Consider the following 18,549-nt stretch of genomic DNA (forward strand, 5'->3'; position numbering starts at 1 on the left):
TGATAAACGCAACTGGACTGATTCATGATCAAATGCGTTCTTTTGGAGGAGCTGGAAATGGGTATGGACTCTTTGGGGGATCTTTTGTTCGAGACACTTACAATTATTGTAATTAATTTGGCCCTGTCCGGTGACAATGCAGCCGTGATAGGTCTGGCTATCAAAGATTTGCCTAAGGAGCAGAGAAAAATAGCCAGTGTCCTCGGCGCCGGGGTTGCCATTGTTTTACGGGTGATATTTACCGTAATTGCCACTGTACTGATCCGCATTCCTTATCTAAATGCGCTCGGAGGGCTCATTCTGGTTTGGATTACCTGGAGTTTAGTAAAGCAGGAAGACCGGGCTGATGAAGAGATTTCAGGTAAAAGAAGTGTGATGGGAGCCGTTTGGACGATTCTGATCGCTGATATGTCCATGTCCTTTGACAACGTGATGGGAGTGGCGGGTGCCGCCGAGGGAAATGTCCCCTTAGTAATCTTCGGGCTGATCGTATCCATCCCGATTATTATCTACGGTAGCAACTGGTTGGCGGACTGGATGAACCGTAAGCCTTTCTTGATTTATATCGGTGCTGCCGTATTGGCCCATACGTCTTTTGCCATGGTGTTCCACGACAAAGGATTAAACCTTACCGGCCATTTCGGGGGCCTGTGGGAAATAATTATTCCATACGGGATGGCAGGGACCGTACTGGTGTGGGGATGGTTCCAGGCCAAGAAGATAGTGGTTGCCCGAACTATCCAAGAATCGGGCAATATTTCTCGGAAATAGTTCAGGAGTCAGAGTCAGCTTGATGTTTATTTTTAGACATTGAGTGAGGACGAAGAATTTGGCACTATGGGCGGGAATGAGAGCGGGATTAGCAGGCAGGAGGTATTGTTCATGTCGAGAGAAGAAAAGCTGGCCAGGTTAGCAGCGAAACGAGAAAAGGTGCTCAAGGGGGGAGGCGACTCCAAAACTGAGAAACAGCACAAGGAAGGAAAGCTGACTGCCCGGGAACGTATTCACAAATTGTTGGATCAGGGCAGCTTTGTGGAGTTGGATCAATTCGTGGTACACCGGGGGATAGAATTTGGCATGCAGGATGTTGACGCCCCGGGCGAAGGCGTAGTCACCGGTTATGGTACCATTGATGGACGTTTGGTGTATTTGTTTTCCCAGGACTTTACCGTTTTAGGCGGCTCCCTGGGAGAGATGCATGCGGCCAAAATATGTAAGGTGATGGATCTGGCCGTCAAAATGGGCGCTCCTTTCATTGGTATCAATGACTCCGGAGGAGCCCGGATTCAAGAAGGAATTGATGCTTTAAATGGTTATGGGAAGATTTTCAAACAGAACACATTCGCTTCGGGTGTGATTCCGCAAATTTCCGTGATCATGGGGCCCTGTGCAGGGGGTGCGGTATATTCACCGGCCCTCACCGATTTTATTTTTATGGTAAACAGGATCGGCCAAATGTATATTACCGGTCCCCAGGTCATCAAGGCAGTAACAGGAGAGGAAGTCAGCGCCGAGGATTTGGGTGGTGCCATGACCCACAATCAGGTTAGTGGTAACGCCCACTTTTTCGCTACGGATGAAGAAGAATGCATGAACCAGATCAAAAGACTGTTAAGTTTTCTTCCCTCCCATAACTTGGATTCACTATCCGTATGGGAGAGCAATGATCCGGTAGACCGAATGGATGAAATGTTGCAGACAGTTGTTCCGGACGATCCCAATAAAGCATACAACATGGGGGACGTGATTACCGCTTTGGCCGATAACCGGGAATTTTTTGAGATCCAGCCCCATTTTGCCCAGAATATCATCATCGGTTTTTTACGCCTTCATGGCATGCCGGTGGGCGTGATTGCCAATCAGCCCAAGGTAATGGCAGGATGCCTGGACATCAACTGTTCAGATAAGGCCAGCCGTTTTATCCGCTTTTGTGATGCCTTTGGCATTCCCCTGCTCACGATTGTGGATACCCCAGGGTATTTGCCTGGGGTAGGGCAAGAGCACGGGGGGATTATTCGGCATGGGGCCAAACTGCTGTATGCTTATTCCGAGGCCACCGTACCCAAAATCCAGCTGATTACCCGAAAAGCTTACGGAGGCGCCTACCTGGCCATGTGTGCCAAGTCTTTGGGCGCGGATATGGCCATTGCCTGGCCCAGTGCTCAAATCGCGGTAATGGGGGCTCAAGGAGCTGCCAACATTGTATTCAGGAAAGAAATCGAGGGTGCGGAGAACCCCCAGGAGAAACGGAAAGAAAAAATTGCAGATTATGAGGAACGTTTCTCTCATCCCTATTGTGCGGCAGCCCGGGGATTTGCGGACCTGGTAATTGAGCCGGAAAGGACGAGATATTACCTCATTAAGTCACTGGAATCACTGGTAACGAAGAGAGAAAGCCGGCCGGGAAAAAAACACGGCAATATTCCGGTTTAAAGGTGGTGTAAAAAATGACGGACCTGGCACAAAGACTTTTAACTTTGGTGATCGGAATAGGTGCTGTGATTATCCTATTTCTATTCTATTCTTATACGAATAGGAAACGCCCTTCAGGGGCGGAAACAGGGGCAGTACTTTCGCCCGGCCCCACAAAAACACCTGGGGCAAGTAAGGAAAAGAACCAAGAAAGCATTTCACCGGCTATTATTGCGGTAATAACCGCATCCATTTGTGCGATGACGGTAAAATCTGCCGAAGAATTCGTTTTTACGGCAATCCGGAGGGTTCCCGGCAGTCATCCTGTCTGGGCTTTTGTAGGAACAACCGAGATGATGGCCGCACGCCAAAGATTGATGGAAAGGGGAAACCGATCATGATGAAAAAATATCAGGTTGTTGTAAATGGGGAGACTTTTGAAGTGGAAATTGAAGAGGTAGCAGGGGCTCCCGCCGTTAAGGCTGTTTCAGATGAGCCAAAGGCCGACCCGCCTCAACCGAAAGCGCCCAAACCTGCTGCGCGAAAACCGGTACTTACCGGGGCAGCCCATGAAGTAACCAGTCCTCTGCCCGGAGTTATTTTAAATATCCTTGCCCAAGAAGGCCAGCCGGTTCATTCCGGAGATGTGGTATTAGTCATTGAAGCGATGAAAATGGAAAATGAAATTGTGGCCCCGGGTAACGGAACCATCCAATCCCTTGTTGCTAAAAAAGGTGACAGTATTCAAGCGGGAGATTTGCTTTTTGTATGGGGTTAAACGGGTGAATTAGAAACGGATATAATTTATGGCGAGATTTTAGGGGGAGAAGTAATGGAAGAGTTGTTTCAAGGAATCCTCACGTTCAAATGGCAGTATTTAGTCATGTATGCCATCGGTGGTACGTTGATCTATCTGGCCATCAAGAAGGATTATGAGCCAATGCTTTTGTTGCCCATGGGGTTTGGGGCCATTCTAGTAAATATTCCTTTAAAAACAATTTGGGAATTCGGAGGAGAACCTGGCGTATTGCAATTATTTTATCAGTCGGGCATTCTAACGGAGATTTTTCCCGTCCTGATTTTTGTCGCTGTTGGTGCCATGTGTGATTTTACCCCTCTTTTAAAAAATCCCCGCATGATTTTCTTTGGTGCGGCTGCCCAATTTGGCATATTTTTTACCATGCTGGCTGTTTTGCTGATCGGTGTTTTAGGAGTCTCTTCTTTCCAAGACTTAAAGCTGGCTGCCTCTATCGGGATTATTGGTGCGGCAGATGGACCGACGTCCATTTTTGTCGCGTCCAAATTCGCCATGAAATGGTTGGGGCCAATATCTGTCGCGGCCTATTCTTATATGTCATTGGTGCCGATCATTCAGCCGCCGGTGATCAAAGCGATTACGACGAAAAAAGAACGCATGATCAAGATGAAGTATACGGAAGAAAAAGTCTCAAAAACTGTGCTAATTCTTTTCCCCATCCTGGTGACTATCGTTGCCGGAATAATAGCTCCCATCAGTGTTCCCTTAATTGGTTTGCTGATGTTTGGCAATCTGATCAGGGTGGCCGGATGCGTGGAACGTTTGTCCCAGGCGGCCCAAAACGAGCTGGCGAATCTTGTCACCTTATTACTCGGGATTACGATTGGAGCCAGTATGGGCTATGAACAATTTTTGCAGTGGGAAACCCTGCTGATTTTAGGTCTAGGGCTGGTTGCCTTCATCTTTGATACGGCAGGTGGCGTTTTTTTTGCTAAATTCATGAATTTATTTACGAAAGAAAAGATCAATCCCCTGGTTGGAGCTGCGGGTATTTCCGCTTTTCCCATGTCTGCCCGGGTCATGCAAAGAATGGCTCAGAAGGAAGACCCGACAAATTTTATCTTAATGCAGGCCATTGGAGCGAATGTGGCGGGGCAGATTGGTTCCATCGTCGCCGGAGGAATGGTTTTAGCCCTGGTACCTTATTTACTGAAGTAAATTAACTTTTGGAGGGGGCAGGAAAATGAGTTTAGTAGAATCAGGATTAGAAGTGATGGCTTTGGGCCTGGCCGGAGTTTTTGCCGTATTAATTTTGTTCTATTTTATGATAAAATTGCTGATCAAGGCTTTTCCGCCTAAAGAAGAGTCATGAGAGCTGCCCCCTAAACGGGGGCTTTTTTACCGTACATATAGGATGGCATAAAAGGCTTGGCGGTAAATGTTTCATGGACAGGCCGGAAGGGCAGAAATAAATAAATTCAATACCATAATAAATTATACAATATTATTGAAAATATTATTTACAATATCACTAAAACATATTAAAATATAATTGAAATAAAAAATAGAGGGGGACGAAATATGGATAGAATATCTGGAGACATGCTTATTGCCCGCATGGAAAGGTTGCCCTTATCTTCCTTTCATTATCGCTTGTTAGTGATCAACGGTATAGCCTGGGCCTTTGATGCTTTTGATGTCGGTCTCATCACCTTTATTGCTACGGCCCTCAATGCTGCCTGGCATCTTAGCCCCACTCAAATGGGAAGCCTTCTAAGCATCGGTCTGGTAGGCATGCTTGTAGGCGCCATCCTCTCCGGCACCATCGCGGACCGCTGGGGCCGTAAGGCAGTTTTTCAAATTACCATGCTGATCTTCTCTGTCTTTTCCTTAGCCTGTGCATTGGCCCCCAATTATACACTCCTCTTGGTTTTTCGATTCCTCGTGGGAGTGGGACTAGGCGGCGAAACGCCGGTGGTCACTTCTCTTCTAAGCGAATTTATTCCTGCCAAAAGGCGCGGTAATCTGCAGGGGTTGCTGAATTCATTTTGGGCCGTTGGCTGGCTTGCCGCTGCCTTGATCTCCTATTTTATTATCCCTACGCTAGGCTGGCGCTGGGCTTTTGTCGCCGGTGCCCTGCCTGCCTTCTTTATCTTTATTATTCGGCGTCATTTGCCAGAGTCACCCCGTTGGCTGATCAACAAAGGGCGCGTGGATGAAGCCGGGAAGATTGTAGACTATATCGAAAAAATCACGGCCCAAAAGCATACCCTTCAGCCTGTTGCCTTAAATGATATTCCTTCGGAAGTTGCCGCTACCAAACAAAAAGTTACGCTAAGTACGCTCTTCTCCAAAGAATACCGGAAGCGAACGATCATGTTGTGGGGGGTATGGTTCTGTGCCATGTTTGGCTATTTCGGCTTGTTCTCCTGGCTGCCTTCACTATTCGTCAAAGCCGGGCATACCATGGTCAAATCCTTCCTCTATGTCTTAATTATGCAGATCGCTTATGTTCCCAATCAGATTTTAAGTGCCTTTCTCATGGATAAGGTCGGGCGCAAAAAATTGCTGGTCGTCAATATGCTCTTAGCCGGGGCTGCCGTGATCCCCTATGGCTGGGCCTTAGGCCATAATGTGGCCACGTCATATATCATTGTGCTGGGTGTGATCACATCATTATTCGTTTCTGCTATTATGGCGATTATTTACACCTACACGCCGGAACTCTATCCGACAGGAGTTCGGGCTTCCGGTGTGGGCGCAGCCTCTTCCTCTTCCCGTGTCGGGTCCATGCTGGCTCCCATCGTCATTGGTGCAGGACTCGCCTCATTGGGCATCTCAGGGGTCTTCATGATTATCGCCGGAGTCTTTATTTTAGGCGCAATTCTTGTTGCCACACTCGGGCCGGAAACAAAAGGTGTAGTCTTGGAAGACTAATTTCGGCCCTATAGACGTGGTTCTTTGGGACTTCAGCAGCCCATGCGCTTTTTGCCCCTAAGTGGTGCCGCTAAATTTGGAAAAGGCCTTTAAAAGGCAAGTAATAGACTCTAGTCACTTCGGACTAGGGTCTATCCCTTTCCTTCATCTAAATCATAAAAGTATCATTCAGAATAAATTCAATCACATAATAAATATATCAGTGTAATTGAAAAAATGTATTTACAATGATATTAAATATGATAAAATATAATTGAAACTAAAATTAAAATACTATTCAGATAAATAGAACTTTGACTATAAGATAAATCCAAGTACAAATGACACAATCAGAAATGACATCACGGGTTCAGATCAGACGAAAGGAGGTAAATCCGGCAAGTTCGTTTGTGGGTTAAACATCAGGGTGTTGATGATCCCCCGCGGGGACATTAAAAAAGAAAGAAGGAATTAAGCATGGAATTAAAAGAAAGCTTATTTACCAAGTCGCCCCTTCAGGTTCGCATTGAGCAGAAGCTTTCCTTGCCTGAGAACATTACCTTCGGATTGCAGCACCTGCTTGGATTAACCGGGATCTGGATTTTTCCCGGGCTGATTGGTCTAGCCCTAGGCCTGGATTCCCAAACAGTGGGTTATATTGTACAAGTTTGTTTTATTACTACGGGACTGGTAACTATTCTGCAGTCTAGTCAACTGCTCCGTCTGCCTGTGGTCCAAGGCCCTACGGCGGCATTTTTTGTGGCCATCATGTCCACCGGGAAAAATTTGGGTCTGGGGATCGCCTATGGTTCCCTTACCGTGGCGGGAATCATCTTTATGGCATTATCCTTTCCCTTTAAAAAGTATGGGATCATTGGCCACCTGGTAAAGTTCATCAATCCGCCAGTCGTGTTTGGCAGTTTGTTGGTGATTATCGGGGCCCAATTAGCCAATATCGGTGTATCAAACTGGTTTGGGCAGCCTGGCGCCCTGGGCTACCCGGGATTTAACCTTGCCGCCGCTCTGATCACCATTATGGCAATTTTGCTTTTCATGGTCTTTGGGGGCAACTCTATTTTACGCAGAGGAGCCATCTTGTGGGGAATCATCATTGGCACCGTTTTCTGTGCCATATTCGGAAAATTTGATGCTGCCGCTGTGGCCCAGGCGCCCATCCTTAGTCTGCCTAAAATATACCCGTTTGGGTTCGGCGTGAATGGGGGGATTGTCTTGCTTATGTGCATTGCCTTCCTACATGCGACGGGAGAAGCGATGGGTATGTATACCCTCCTCACCGGGTGGGATGGGCAAAACTTGACACCGGAACGGGTCAACAGGGGGATATTCGGGGAGGTGTTAGGGTGCACAGTGGGAGCGATTTTTGGCGGTATTGCCACTACTTCTTATCCGGAAAATATCGGTATTATTCGCATATCGGGTATCGGCAGCCGTTATGTGACGCTGACGGCAGGGATCCTGTCCGTGATTCTTGGTTTACTACCCAAAATTGGCGTGTTGATTGCCGTGATCCCCGGATCCGTATTAGCCGGAGCTTCTACCATCCTTTTCGGGGTCATTGCCTACAGCGGTATTCAAATATTATCTGCAGTGGATTGGGACGAGTTAAACCTGGCCGTGGCCGCGACTGCCTTTATCATTGCCCTGGGGACCATGTTCCTGCCCGCCGATATTGTGAATATGCTTCCCCTCTCTGCCCAGATTATCCTGACCCAGCCCATGCTGGTTGGCATCATCTTATTAATCTCTCTCAATGTGATCATCAACATGCTCATTCGCCCTTATCTCCAACGAAAAAATGACCCGGTTTGTAAAGTTGCCGCGAATTAACGGACGATATGCACCTGCGAATAAATAAAAAGGAGCACAGGATCATGGACGCTTACTTTAACAGGGTTAAAAAATCAATTACCGACAAACAAATTTACGACTTGTTTCTTGATGTCCGTAAGACAGCTGTGGTCACCATTGATATGCACCGGGGACACCTGGATCAGGATCCGGGGTGTCCCTGCCCGTCCCCAAGGGCAAGGGAAATCGTGCCGCCATTGAACTCTTTTAATGACGCCTGCCGTCAGCTGGGCATACCGATCATCCACGTGCGCTCTGTCCTGCGCAAAGACGGCTCTGATGATATCAAAGGGAACATCAGCGCTTGGCGGTTGTTGTTTCCCCAGACGGTAGGGCCGATCCCGGGATCATGTGACCATGCGTTGGAAGGGACGAAGTGGAATGAATTTGTGATCGCGGTCAAAGAAGACGACTATATCGTAAATGGCAAAAAAAGGTTGAGCGCCTTCTATCCCACGGACCTGGAGTTGCTTTTGCGCAACATCAGGAAGGATACTTTGGTTTTAACAGGAACGATGATTGACTGTTGTGTTCTGAACACGGCATTTGACGGGGCCAACCGGGATTTCCGGATCGTTGTGCCGCGGGATTTGTGCCGGGGTTTTGCAGAATTGGAAGAGCCGGCTTTGCAGATTATTTCTTTACATTTAGGATTAGTGGTCGATTCATCAGATTTGTTGCATCAATGGCAGCAACAAATTAGGCAGTAAAGGCTTTACAGAAAAATATGGTGATTAATGCTGGGAATAGCGGTTTTAGAAACCTAGGAATAGATCATATGACAGGAATTGGCGTGGTTGCATGTTTGTTGGGCAGGTAAAATTTGTGATCCGCTGATGAAAACAAAATGGGGGTATCTTTATGGATAATATTGTTTTCGGTATTGTCACAGGCAGTATTATTCTCTTGGGCGCGGTAGGATTTTCTATGACATTGAAAGCAGAGAACTTTATTAATATTGCCCATGGACAAATGCTGCTGCTGGGTGCTTACATAACCCTTTTTTTGAATCAGTATTTGGGACTGCTGATTGCCGCTCCTCTTTCCATATTGCTGGTAGGTTTCATGGGAGTAGCTATTTACCGGTGTTTCTACCGGCCGGTAAAGTCGAAAGGCATCATGGTATTGCTCTTCACTTCCGTCGGCTTGTCCTATGCGATTAACGGCATCGTTGGAGCCGTGGCCGGCACAAAGACCTATGCTTATGATATCCCTAACGTGCGGGCATTTCTGATCGGCGGTGAACCGTTAATCACACCCTATGAATTGGCTATCGTCATAGCGGCTGTTTGCTCTGCCTTGGGCCTGCACTTTTTTTTGGTTAAAACGAAGATTGGTAAGGCCATCCGGGCTGTTGCCGAGAATTATGACCTGTCCAGAGTCCGGGGGATTAACACCGTAAGGACCTCTAATTACGTCTGGTTTATTGCCTCCTGTTTTGCCGGTTTGGCCGGGGTCTTTTCCGGAGTAATCGGTTCCTTGCATCTAGGCCTGGGTTGGTACCAAATTCTGATTATCCTTTCCGCTACAGTTTTAGGCGGATTGGGAAGCATCTATGGCGTGATGCTGGCTGCCGTCATTATTGGGTTAAGCATGGAACTGAGTGTTTTGATCATACCTTCCTATTACCGTACGGCGATTGCTTTTGTATTTATTATTATTGTGCTGTTAATTAAACCGGATGGATTACAAAGCTTATGGACCAAGTCATCGAAAAGAGTAGCGTAAAAAGGAGGGAGATGTGGCGATGTCGGGATTTTTATTATTTATGGTTTCTATTTTAGGATTGGCAATGATCTACGCGGTAGTAGCTCTTGCCCTTAACCTGGAAGCCGGCGTGGACGGATTATGGGATTTGGGCATTGTTTCTTTCTTTGGGGTGGGTGCCTATGTCTACACCATTATGACCATCGGACCTCCCGATGCCCACCAGAAATACTTATTCGGTTTTGGCCTGCCGATCTGGGCCGGTGTGCTGGCCGCAGGAGTGATGGGCGCTTTGATCGCCTATTTGATTGGGTTGCCTTCTCTGAAACTAAGGAATGAATATTTTTTGATTACCACATTTGCTTTCGCAGAAGTAATCCGGCAGGTTTTAACGAATGAGGCCTGGCTGACCAACGGTGTGGCCGGAATCTACCGGATGCCTCAACCCTTTAAGGCTTACTTTGCTCCCTCCGCTTATCCGTATATTCTTCTCCTCATCCTTCTGACAGCCGTATTAGTTGTTTACTTTATCGTGCAACGGTTGACAGCCTCTTCATTTGGCCGTTCATTAAAAGCGCTGCGGGAAAATGAAGCGCTGGCAATGACTGCCGGGATCAGTCCCTATCGTTTTCATATCCGGTCATTCGTGATCGCCGGTTTTTTTGCCGGCGTGGCCGGGGCCTTTTATGTCTGGTACAACACCGTGGTGATCCCGGCCCAGTTTAGCTCCGATATCACTTTCTTCGCTTGGATGGCCATTGTCATTGGCGGCATGGGCAACAATATTGGCGTGATCGTGGGCTCGATCGTTTTTGTTTTGGTGGGAGAACTGATGCGGTTTTTGCATGTTTCCAGTGATATGGCCGTTAGGCTTGCCTCGTTGAAGCTTGCTTTTATTGGCATGATTCTGATCGCTATTTTGAGATGGCGTCCGGAGGGTATTTTTCCTGAGCGCAAAGCAAAGTTTTAAGATTTGTCAAAGACCATTTGAATTTTGGAGGGTTGCTCATGTTAGAGGTGCAAAACGCCAAAAAGTATTTCGGTGGGGTCAAGGCGGTAGATGACGTTTCGTTAACCGTGAAAAGAGGCAGCATTACGGGTTTAATCGGGGCAAACGGGGCCGGTAAGACCACCCTGTTCAATGTGATCAGCGGCTTTTGTTCTTTGGACGGCGGAAAGATCTTTTACCAGGGAGAGAGTATTGGTAATCTACCGCCCTATGTGATCGCTGGCAAGGGCATTGTCAGGACATTTCAAACCCCGAAAGGATTTCCCAAGATGACGGTCATGGAAAACATGCTGGTATTTGTTAAAGATAAGAATTCGGGAATTTGGCCGGCAATTTCCGCGCGGAAGAAAATAGCGCAGCGGGAACAAGAATATGTGTTAAAAGCCCGTGAGATTCTGAATCATATCGGCATGGAAAATAAAGAGAATTCCTGGGTTTCGGAGTTAAGCGCCGGAGAATTAAAATTGTTGGAATTCGTCCGGCCGCTGATGGCGGAACCGCAAGTGTTTCTGCTTGATGAACCGGCGGCAGGGATCAACCCGGCTAACCTTTGCGGCCTGATTGACCTGATTCAGGGCTTGAGCCGGCGGGGGTATACCTTTTTGATCGTTGATCACAACCTAAAATTCATTATGTCTATTTGCGATTTTATCTATGTCATGGCGGACGGCAGGCTCATCTGCAGCGGGGTACCGGAAGAAGTTGCCCATGATGAGCGGGTGATCGAAAGCTATATTGGCAAAAAAGGGACAGGAGAAGAGGCGTGTTTTCCTGCCTGAAATGGTGTGAACAGCCCAGCGGTTCAGGTCAGGGGGAGATATTTCCCGGGTGTTGGAAACTAAGGAGAAGTGAGTCGGGGAGGAGGCGAGGATTCGTTTTCAGATTAAGGGAAGGGATAAAAGGGGGAACGGAAATAGAAATAAGAAGGGGGAAAACAAAGTGAAAAACTTGGGCAAACCGATGGTTATTCTCACACTGTTACTGGCTTTTGCACTTGGAGGGTGTAGTCAACAGCAGAACCCGGGGGACGCAGGCTCTGAAGAATCAGGTCAAGAAGAGCCGTCCCAAACCCCCGGCGAGGTCGCCTTTGGTTTTTCTGCGGGATTTACCGGTGATATGGCTCCTTGGGCGGAAGCGATACATAAAGGTGGTCTCGTTGCAATCGATGAAATTAATGCCACTGGGGGGATCCTGGGGAAAAAGGTAGTTGTGTACACGGAGGACAATAAGAGTGTTGTGGAGGGGAGTGTCCAGGCGGCTACCAAACTGGTGAATGTGAATAAAGTCAGCGTTATTATTGGGCCGGAATCAGACCCGATTATGGCTTTAGCGGATTTTGCCGTGGATAATAAGGTGCCCATCATCTCCTCATCGGCAGGTACTTCTGCCTTAGATGAAGCCGGCGGCAAGGGGAGATACCTTTACCGGACCAATACCGGTGACTCCTTTATCGGCATTTGTGAGGCAAAAGTGGCAAAAGATGCCTTGGGTTTCGACAAGGCGGTGATCCTGCACGAAAACACGGAAGGGAGCACCAGCGCAGCCGAAGCGTTTCAGCAGAATTTTACCAGGTTCGGGGGGACTATTCTGGATACGGTGGTGCTCAGCTCCAAGCAATCAACATACAGCAGCGAACTGAAAAAAGCCTTTAGCACCAAGCCGCCCTTTGTTTATTTTTCTACCGGACAGGTGGTGGCGAATATCGCTTTAAAGGAAATCTATCAAAAAGGTGAAACTGCCAAGATTCTGGGCACCACCGAATTGCAAAACGACGATTTGATCAAGGCGACGAAAAATGCCTCTATTGGCCTGCTGTCCATCCATGTGGTGGAAAAAGAAGACAGCCAAGGCTGGACCCGGTTTAGCGAATTGTATCAAAAAAAATATCAGGAAAAGCCCATGGCAGGCTATTATCAGTCCAATACCTATGATGCGGTAATCTTAGCCGCTTTGGCCATGGAAGCTGCCCAGGACACTTCCGGCGCAGCTGTGGACAACTATCTCACCCAAGTATCAGGACCGCCTGGGGTGAAAGTGTATTCTTTTGAGGAAGGCGTAAAGGAACTCCGGGCCGGAAATGACATCGACTATGAAGGGGCGTCAGGTCCCGTTGACTTCAATGAGTTTGGAAATGTGAGCGCGCCGGCTGTGGCGATTATGGAAGTGAATGATCAGCTGCACTGGGTAGATAAAGAAGTACTTGATTCCAGCAATTTCCCGGCAAAATAACGCCTGAAGCATGCTGTCTGCCTGCCCCTGCGCAAAGGGAAGGCAGACAGCGATAATAATCAAATGGGAGGGAGCTTGTTTTGACGCAGCATGGATGTACGGAAAATATGCTAGAGATTAAGGGGCTTATGGCAGGATATGGCAAGCTTACCGTTTTGCACGATATCAATCTCACGGTGCAAAAGGGCTCTCTAACGGCCATTGTTGGACCTAACGGAGCGGGCAAGACCACTTTAATGAACAGCATTCTCCATGTGAATCAGATTATGAAGGGCGAAATCCTCTATAATGGTAAAACCATCAGCGCGATGGAACCCCATGAGATTGCCGCAATGGGAATTGGCTATGTCCCCCAAGCCCGTAACGTATTTCCAGGAATGACTGTCGAGGAAAATCTGGACATGGGAACTTATTTATCAGATCCCCATGCAGACACAAAAAAAATGATTGAAGCAATCTATACCGCATTTCCCAGGTTAAAGGAACGAAAAAAACAGAAAGCAAGTACCCTCAGTGGGGGAGAACGGCAAATGCTGGCCTTAGGGTCGGTGCTGCTGCTGAAACCGGAGTTGTTAATTCTTGATGAACCGATCACCGGGTTAGCTCCCCAAATTGTCACGGAACTGATCGAGAGTATCATGCAGATCAAAGAACAAGGAACCACCTTGCTTTGGGTCGTTGAGGAGAACCCGATGCAAATACTTCCTTTGTCCGATATTGTTTACGTCATGGATGGCGGTACGATTAAAACAAAGAAAACAGGAATGGAATTTGTCGGGGCGCCTGATTTTATGGAAATGTTCCTGGGCAATTAATGGAACAGGCCAACTTGATTCCGGGATTCAGGGTCGGGACGGAATCGTTAGTGAGGATAAAAAAGATGATTTGATGATAAGGAGGGAGAGGCATGGGCAGGTTGTGCACTCTGAGATGGGTTGTCGGTTTGCCCCCCATTTTTAGGTAAGTGGCAGTCTTTGACCTTATAAATCCTAAGAAATAAACCAATAGGAGGAGATTCTATATGGCAAAGATGTTTACGAAAGTATTAAGCAATGCTGAGGTTGGTGAGATCTACGAGAGGTCGTTAACGCTCCTGGAAAACAAGGGCGTCGTGGTTGACCACCCGGAGGCCCTGCAGCTTTTGGACAAAGCGGGAGCCGCCGTGGACTGGAACACCAAGACTGTACGCTTTTCCCGTGCTGTCACGGAAGCTGCCCTCAAGGTAGTGCCCAAAAGCTTTTTACTTGCGGCCCATGACCCTAAATATGATCTGCCCTTTCCTGCCCCCAGACTGCCTTTTTATATTCGTCCCAATACCGGGGGGCCACATTACTTGGAGCCCGGCGGCACCCACCGGCCCATCTATCTGGAAGACGTCATAAATTGGACCCGGCTGGCCGACGCCTTGCCCCCCATCGACTTTACTTCTCTGCCCTCCACCTCCGGCCTGCCCCAGCAGAGCGTGGATGTTCATACCTATCGCACCGTGGTCGCCCATACCAACAAACATACCTGGATTCAGCCATACAGTAAAGGCAGCGTGAAAGTGATCATTAATATGGCGGCCATGCTGGCCGGGGGATACGAAAAATTGCGGGAGCGTCCTTTGATCAGTATGATTGCCTGTTCCTTGACGCCCCTGGAGTTCAAAGCCATGGACGTGGAAGTGGTACTCCAGTGCGCCAGGTACGGGGTGCCCATCTTCTGCTCCTCTTTGCCCACAGCCGGGGGCACGTCGCCTATAACCCCGGCCGGCACCATTTTGCTGGCCAGTACCGAGGTTCTGGCCCAGGTGGTGATGGCTCAGCTGTTTCATCCGGGGAGTCCGGTTTTTGCAAACGTGATGTTGTTCTCGATGGACATGCGCAACGGGGGCTGCTTTATCCACAGCGTGGAAGCCACCCTGCAAAACGCCGGGATTATCCAGTTTATCAAGGAAGGTTACGGGATTTACACCCACACCTATGGTTTCGGCTCAGACTCCAATACCACCGACAGTCAGTGCATGATTGAGCGGGCGATGCACAGTACCCTCATTGCCGGTTCGGGAGCGAACATCCTGGGTGGGGCGGGGCAGTTGGAAGTGGCCTGCACCATTAGTCCCCTGCAATTGGTGATAGATGCGGAAATCGGCGCCATGCTTAAACGGGAGCTGGGCGGTGTGGACGTAACCGAGGACACTTTGGCCTTGGAGGAGATTTTGAACCTGCCCCCGGGCGGGAATTTCGTGGAATCCATGCACACCCTGCGGCATTGCCGGGATAACCTGGTACCGATGAACTTCAACCGGGTTAACCGGGAAATGTGGCTCCGGGAAGGATCCAAGGACCTGACAACCAAGGCGTTAGATATGCTCAGCAGCATCATGAATCAACCGCTTCAGACTTACCGGACCATGGATCAACTGCAGCAGTTGGATCAGATGGTCAAGTCGGCGGACGTGGAATTGAAGAAATAATGATTTTAAGGAGGTCATGACAGTGGCTGATTTAATGGAAATGCAAAGCGCCGTGGTAGAAGGGGATTTGAATAAAGTCCGGGAACTGGTCGGGCAGGCCATTGACGAAAATATGAATCCTTTGTCCGTGATCAATGACGGCTTGATTCCCGGCATTAATGTAGTTGGGGTGAGGTTTAAAGCCGGAGATATGTTTGTACCCGAAGTACTGATGTCCGCGCGCACGATGGAGGCCGGGATGGCTATGCTCAGGCCCTTCATCACCGGGGAAAAAATGCAGAATAAAGGGGTAGTTGTTATTGGTACCGTCAAGGGAGACCTGCATGACATCGGCAAAAACCTGGTGTCTATGCTCATGCGCAGCAGCGGATACGAGGTGATCGACGTGGGGGTGGACGTATCCCCTGAAAGATTTATTGATGTGGCCCTTCGTCAAGAGGCTAAGGTGATAGCTATGTCTGCCATGCTCACCACGACGATGATGGCGATGAAGGACACGATTGACCTCTTCCAGGAAAAAGGCTTGCGTAAAGTAATGAAGATCATTGTGGGCGGAGCGCCGGTGAGTCAGGATTTTGCTCAAATCATAGGCGCCGACGGTTTTGCCCCTGACGCCGCATCCGCTGTTGATCTGCTCCAAAACCTGATTTGACCGGAGAGTCTAATGACCATAGATTTTCCATGAGAGTGAAATAACCTGTATCTTGTTTTAAGGTGTAACCCCCTTTCCGTCATAGGGATCACCCCGTACCTGCAAGTTAAGCCATGCTGAAAAAGCCAGGGTCAAAGATGACTTCGGCTACTTGGTTGCTTGGGGTACGGGGACCCTTTCGCTGAAGGTATTTCAAAAATTAAGAGGTGGTTATCTTGCCTGAATTTAATGTGGTTGGTAAAAGTATTCTGCGCAATGATGCAAAAGAAAAAGTATTAGGCAGTGCTAGGTTCGGGGCGGATATGAAACTGCCCGGAATGCTTTATGCCAAGGTACTGCGCAGCCAGGTACCCCACGGGTGGCTCAAATCTCTTGATCTCACCCGGGCCCATAAGGTGCCGGGGGTTCAGGCAGTGCTCACCGCCCAGGACGTACCGGGCCTGAATGCCTATGGCATTGTGTTTAAAGATGAGCCGGTGCTGGTAAAGGATAAAATCAGAAAGAGGGGCGATCCGTTGGCGGTAGTTGCTGCCGAGACGGAAGAGCTGGCCGAATTGGCTGCGAAAATGATTCATGCGGAGATAGAAGAGCTGCCGGGAGTATTTGATCCTTTAACTGCATTGGCAGACGGCGCTCCGGTCCTGCATGGGCAGAGCAATCTGCTCATGGAGCAAAAGGTGGTCCGGGGCGATGTAGACCAGGCCTTTCAAGAAGCGGATTATGTGGTGGAAGGTGAATACCGCACGGGATATCAGGAACATGCCTACCTGGAACCGGAAGTGAGCTTAGCCCTGGCCGAAGGCGGACAAGTAACGGTGTGGGCGTCCACCCAGAATCCCCATTACGACCGGGGGGAGATTGCCCGGAACCTGGGCATTGGCATCAATCAGGTGCGCGTGATTCAAACCATCACCGGCGGGGGTTTTGGGGGAAAACTGGACATTTCAACCCAAATTCTGGTTGCCCTGCTGGCGGTAAAAACCGGACGTCCGGTACGACTGGTTTATACCCGGGAAGAATCGATGATCGCTTCTATTAAACGGCATCCCATGATGATAAAAATGAGAACCGGCGCCACAAAAGAAGGTAAATTGATTGCTCTAGAGGCGGATATTTTGGCCGATACCGGTGCCTATGCCTCTCAAGGGCCGGGCGTGATTGCCCGGTCCGTCGTCCACGCCCCGGGGCCCTATGATATCCCTAATGTTCAAGTTCGGGGCAGGATTGTCTATACCAATAATCCGACCTGCGGTGCCATGCGCGGTTTTGGGGTTCCCCAGGTCACCTTTGCCCACGAGCAGCAAATGGACATTTTAGCGGGAAAAATCGGCATCAACCCGATAGAGTTCCGCTTAATGAATTGTCATAAACCGGGCGTCGTCACGGCCACCGGCCAGCAGCTACGGCATAGTATCGGCATGGAGCAGGTGATCAAGGCCGCAAAAGAAAAACAGGATCCGGAGGCGAAAAGCCTTCCGGGCAAGCATCGTCGGGGAAGAGGCATAAGCTGCATGTGGTATGGCATTGGCTATACGGGCAAGGCCAACCCTTCAGGGGCTTTCATAAATATCGTGGACGACGGTACGGTGATTGTCCTCACCGGTTGTGCCGATATTGGCCAGGGTTCCAATACCGCGCTGGCCCAAATTGCCGCTGAAGAGCTTGGCGTGGATGCAGGGGACATCCGTATGCTTTCTGCCGATACGGCGATGACCCCTGATGGCGGGCCCACTTCGGCCAGCAGGCAGACCTACGTTTCGGGAAACGCTGTCCGGCTGGCGGCTGCCGAGGCCAAAAAAGTGATCTATGACCAGGCCGCAAGCTCTTTAAAGTGCAGCTCTGAAGAGCTTAAAGGAGAGCAAGGGAAGATCTTCATTGCTCATGACCCGGCCAAAGCGATCTCGTTTAAAGAAGCCGTGGGCAAATGCTATTACCAGGGAAAGATGCCCTTTGGCAGGGGATATTTCAACCCCAGTATTACCAGTTTGGACGCCCAGGGGCAAGGTGTACCCTATGCCACCTATGCCTATGCTTGTCATATTGCCGACGTTGAGGTAGATGTCGAGACCGGTCAGGTGCGCTTGTTGGCGATTACAGCGGCCCATGATGTAGGCCGGGCGATTAACCCGCGCAGTACCGAGGGGCAGATCGAAGGCGGCTGTATTATGGGACAAGGATTAGCCCTGCAGGAAGAGTTGATCGTCCGAAATGGCAAGATTCTCACCCCTTCTTTTAGTACCTATTTAATACCGACAACACTGGATGCGGCAGAAATACATCCCTTAATTGTAGAGGACCAGGAACCTTCAGGCCCCTTTGGCGCCAAGGGAGTGGGGGAACCTTGCCTGATCCCTGTCGGTGCTGCCGTGGCCAATGCCATTTTTGATGCCGTAGGGATCAGAATCACCGAGTTGCCCATTACCCCTGAGAAAGTATTGGCGATGCTGAAAAACAAAGCCGACGCATGACGCTGTACAAATACAATCAGGTGAAATTTTATGTCGGATTGTCAAGAAATAAATCCGATAAATCATGAATTA

At 49.0% G+C, this 18,549-nt stretch carries 17 protein-coding genes; all 17 read left to right on the forward strand.

From position 1 onward, the window contains the following. The first annotated feature begins 57 nt into the window (after positions 1 to 57). The 17 genes from DCMF_RS26000 (at position 58) to DCMF_RS26080 (ending at position 18,477) form a co-directional block, all read left to right on the forward strand. On the forward strand, positions 58 to 771 hold the full coding sequence (locus DCMF_RS26000) for a TerC family protein (RefSeq protein WP_214658921.1): 714 nt from the start codon (positions 58 to 60) through the stop codon (positions 769 to 771). Between the two features lie 111 nt (positions 772 to 882). Then, positions 883 to 2,433: an acyl-CoA carboxylase subunit beta gene (locus tag DCMF_RS26005; protein WP_148137132.1), complete on the forward strand. Its 1,551-nt coding sequence runs from the start codon at positions 883 to 885 to the stop codon at positions 2,431 to 2,433. 14 nt (positions 2,434 to 2,447) lie between these two features. Next, positions 2,448 to 2,813 carry a hypothetical protein gene (locus DCMF_RS26010; protein ID WP_148137133.1) on the forward strand — a complete coding sequence of 122 codons (366 nt, stop codon included), beginning with the start codon at positions 2,448 to 2,450 and terminating at the stop codon, positions 2,811 to 2,813. Continuing rightward, positions 2,810 to 3,190 (forward strand): biotin/lipoyl-containing protein, encoded by a 381-nt coding sequence (locus DCMF_RS26015; RefSeq protein ID WP_236860124.1) that lies wholly within the window; start codon positions 2,810 to 2,812, stop codon positions 3,188 to 3,190. Before DCMF_RS26010 ends, DCMF_RS26015 begins: the two co-directional genes overlap by 4 nt. 54 nt (positions 3,191 to 3,244) lie before the next feature. Then, positions 3,245 to 4,387 (forward strand): sodium ion-translocating decarboxylase subunit beta, encoded by a 1,143-nt coding sequence (locus tag DCMF_RS26020; RefSeq protein WP_148137134.1) that lies wholly within the window; start codon positions 3,245 to 3,247, stop codon positions 4,385 to 4,387. 25 nt (positions 4,388 to 4,412) lie between these two features. Further along, positions 4,413 to 4,541, forward strand: a complete 129-nt coding sequence (locus DCMF_RS26025) for an OadG-related small transporter subunit (protein ID WP_148137135.1) — start codon at positions 4,413 to 4,415, stop codon at positions 4,539 to 4,541. A 209-nt stretch (positions 4,542 to 4,750) separates the two neighbouring features. Further along, the gene (locus tag DCMF_RS26030) at positions 4,751 to 6,106 is read left to right on the forward strand and encodes an MFS transporter (protein ID WP_148137136.1); all 1,356 of its coding nucleotides are present in this window, start codon (positions 4,751 to 4,753) and stop codon (positions 6,104 to 6,106) included. Between the two features lie 456 nt (positions 6,107 to 6,562). Then, positions 6,563 to 7,933, forward strand: a complete 1,371-nt coding sequence (locus tag DCMF_RS26035) for a uracil-xanthine permease family protein (RefSeq protein ID WP_148137137.1) — start codon at positions 6,563 to 6,565, stop codon at positions 7,931 to 7,933. 44 nt (positions 7,934 to 7,977) lie between these two features. Then, a complete protein-coding gene (locus tag DCMF_RS26040) occupies positions 7,978 to 8,664 on the forward strand; it encodes a cysteine hydrolase family protein (protein WP_148137138.1) in 687 nt (228 codons plus the stop codon). 151 nt (positions 8,665 to 8,815) lie between these two features. Further along, positions 8,816 to 9,682, forward strand: a complete 867-nt coding sequence (locus DCMF_RS26045; protein ID WP_148137139.1) for a branched-chain amino acid ABC transporter permease — start codon at positions 8,816 to 8,818, stop codon at positions 9,680 to 9,682. A 19-nt stretch (positions 9,683 to 9,701) separates the two neighbouring features. Next, on the forward strand, positions 9,702 to 10,631 hold the full coding sequence (locus tag DCMF_RS26050; RefSeq protein WP_148137140.1) for a branched-chain amino acid ABC transporter permease: 930 nt from the start codon (positions 9,702 to 9,704) through the stop codon (positions 10,629 to 10,631). Between the two features lie 38 nt (positions 10,632 to 10,669). Beyond that, positions 10,670 to 11,449 (forward strand): ABC transporter ATP-binding protein, encoded by a 780-nt coding sequence (locus DCMF_RS26055; RefSeq protein WP_148137141.1) that lies wholly within the window; start codon positions 10,670 to 10,672, stop codon positions 11,447 to 11,449. 160 nt (positions 11,450 to 11,609) lie between these two features. Continuing rightward, positions 11,610 to 12,899 (forward strand): ABC transporter substrate-binding protein, encoded by a 1,290-nt coding sequence (locus tag DCMF_RS26060; protein ID WP_148137142.1) that lies wholly within the window; start codon positions 11,610 to 11,612, stop codon positions 12,897 to 12,899. 80 nt (positions 12,900 to 12,979) lie between these two features. Continuing rightward, entirely contained in the window at positions 12,980 to 13,714 is a 735-nt protein-coding gene (locus tag DCMF_RS26065; RefSeq protein WP_148137143.1) for an ABC transporter ATP-binding protein, read from the forward strand. A gap of 206 nt (positions 13,715 to 13,920) precedes the next feature. After that, positions 13,921 to 15,357, forward strand: a complete 1,437-nt coding sequence (locus DCMF_RS26070) for a trimethylamine methyltransferase family protein (RefSeq protein WP_148137144.1) — start codon at positions 13,921 to 13,923, stop codon at positions 15,355 to 15,357. 22 nt (positions 15,358 to 15,379) lie between these two features. Continuing rightward, positions 15,380 to 16,009: a cobalamin B12-binding domain-containing protein gene (locus DCMF_RS26075; protein ID WP_236860125.1), complete on the forward strand. Its 630-nt coding sequence runs from the start codon at positions 15,380 to 15,382 to the stop codon at positions 16,007 to 16,009. 215 nt (positions 16,010 to 16,224) lie between these two features. Further along, positions 16,225 to 18,477 carry a xanthine dehydrogenase family protein molybdopterin-binding subunit gene (locus tag DCMF_RS26080; RefSeq protein WP_148137146.1) on the forward strand — a complete coding sequence of 751 codons (2,253 nt, stop codon included), beginning with the start codon at positions 16,225 to 16,227 and terminating at the stop codon, positions 18,475 to 18,477. Positions 18,478 to 18,549 lie beyond the last annotated feature (72 nt).

Origin of the sequence: Candidatus Formimonas warabiya, from assembly GCF_002777255.1 — a bacterium.
Lineage (GTDB): Bacteria > Bacillota > Dehalobacteriia > Dehalobacteriales > Dehalobacteriaceae > Formimonas > Formimonas warabiya.

What these genes read in the sequence shown, in the direction of transcription:
- DCMF_RS26050 (WP_148137140.1), top strand. Translation starts at nt 9,702, where the DNA reads ATGTCGGGATTTTTATTATTTATGGTTTCTATTTTAGGATTGGCAATG.
- DCMF_RS26010 (WP_148137133.1), top strand. Translation starts at nt 2,448, where the DNA reads ATGACGGACCTGGCACAAAGACTTTTAACTTTGGTGATCGGAATAGGT.
- DCMF_RS26035 (WP_148137137.1), top strand. Translation starts at nt 6,563, where the DNA reads ATGGAATTAAAAGAAAGCTTATTTACCAAGTCGCCCCTTCAGGTTCGC.
- DCMF_RS26040 (WP_148137138.1), top strand. Translation starts at nt 7,978, where the DNA reads ATGGACGCTTACTTTAACAGGGTTAAAAAATCAATTACCGACAAACAA.
- DCMF_RS26000 (WP_214658921.1), top strand. Translation starts at nt 58, where the DNA reads ATGGGTATGGACTCTTTGGGGGATCTTTTGTTCGAGACACTTACAATT.
- DCMF_RS26045 (WP_148137139.1), top strand. Translation starts at nt 8,816, where the DNA reads ATGGATAATATTGTTTTCGGTATTGTCACAGGCAGTATTATTCTCTTG.
- DCMF_RS26005 (WP_148137132.1), top strand. Translation starts at nt 883, where the DNA reads ATGTCGAGAGAAGAAAAGCTGGCCAGGTTAGCAGCGAAACGAGAAAAG.
- DCMF_RS26015 (WP_236860124.1), top strand. Translation starts at nt 2,810, where the DNA reads ATGATGAAAAAATATCAGGTTGTTGTAAATGGGGAGACTTTTGAAGTG.
- DCMF_RS26030 (WP_148137136.1), top strand. Translation starts at nt 4,751, where the DNA reads ATGGATAGAATATCTGGAGACATGCTTATTGCCCGCATGGAAAGGTTG.
- DCMF_RS26020 (WP_148137134.1), top strand. Translation starts at nt 3,245, where the DNA reads ATGGAAGAGTTGTTTCAAGGAATCCTCACGTTCAAATGGCAGTATTTA.
- DCMF_RS26055 (WP_148137141.1), top strand. Translation starts at nt 10,670, where the DNA reads ATGTTAGAGGTGCAAAACGCCAAAAAGTATTTCGGTGGGGTCAAGGCG.
- DCMF_RS26025 (WP_148137135.1), top strand. Translation starts at nt 4,413, where the DNA reads ATGAGTTTAGTAGAATCAGGATTAGAAGTGATGGCTTTGGGCCTGGCC.
- DCMF_RS26070 (WP_148137144.1), top strand. Translation starts at nt 13,921, where the DNA reads ATGGCAAAGATGTTTACGAAAGTATTAAGCAATGCTGAGGTTGGTGAG.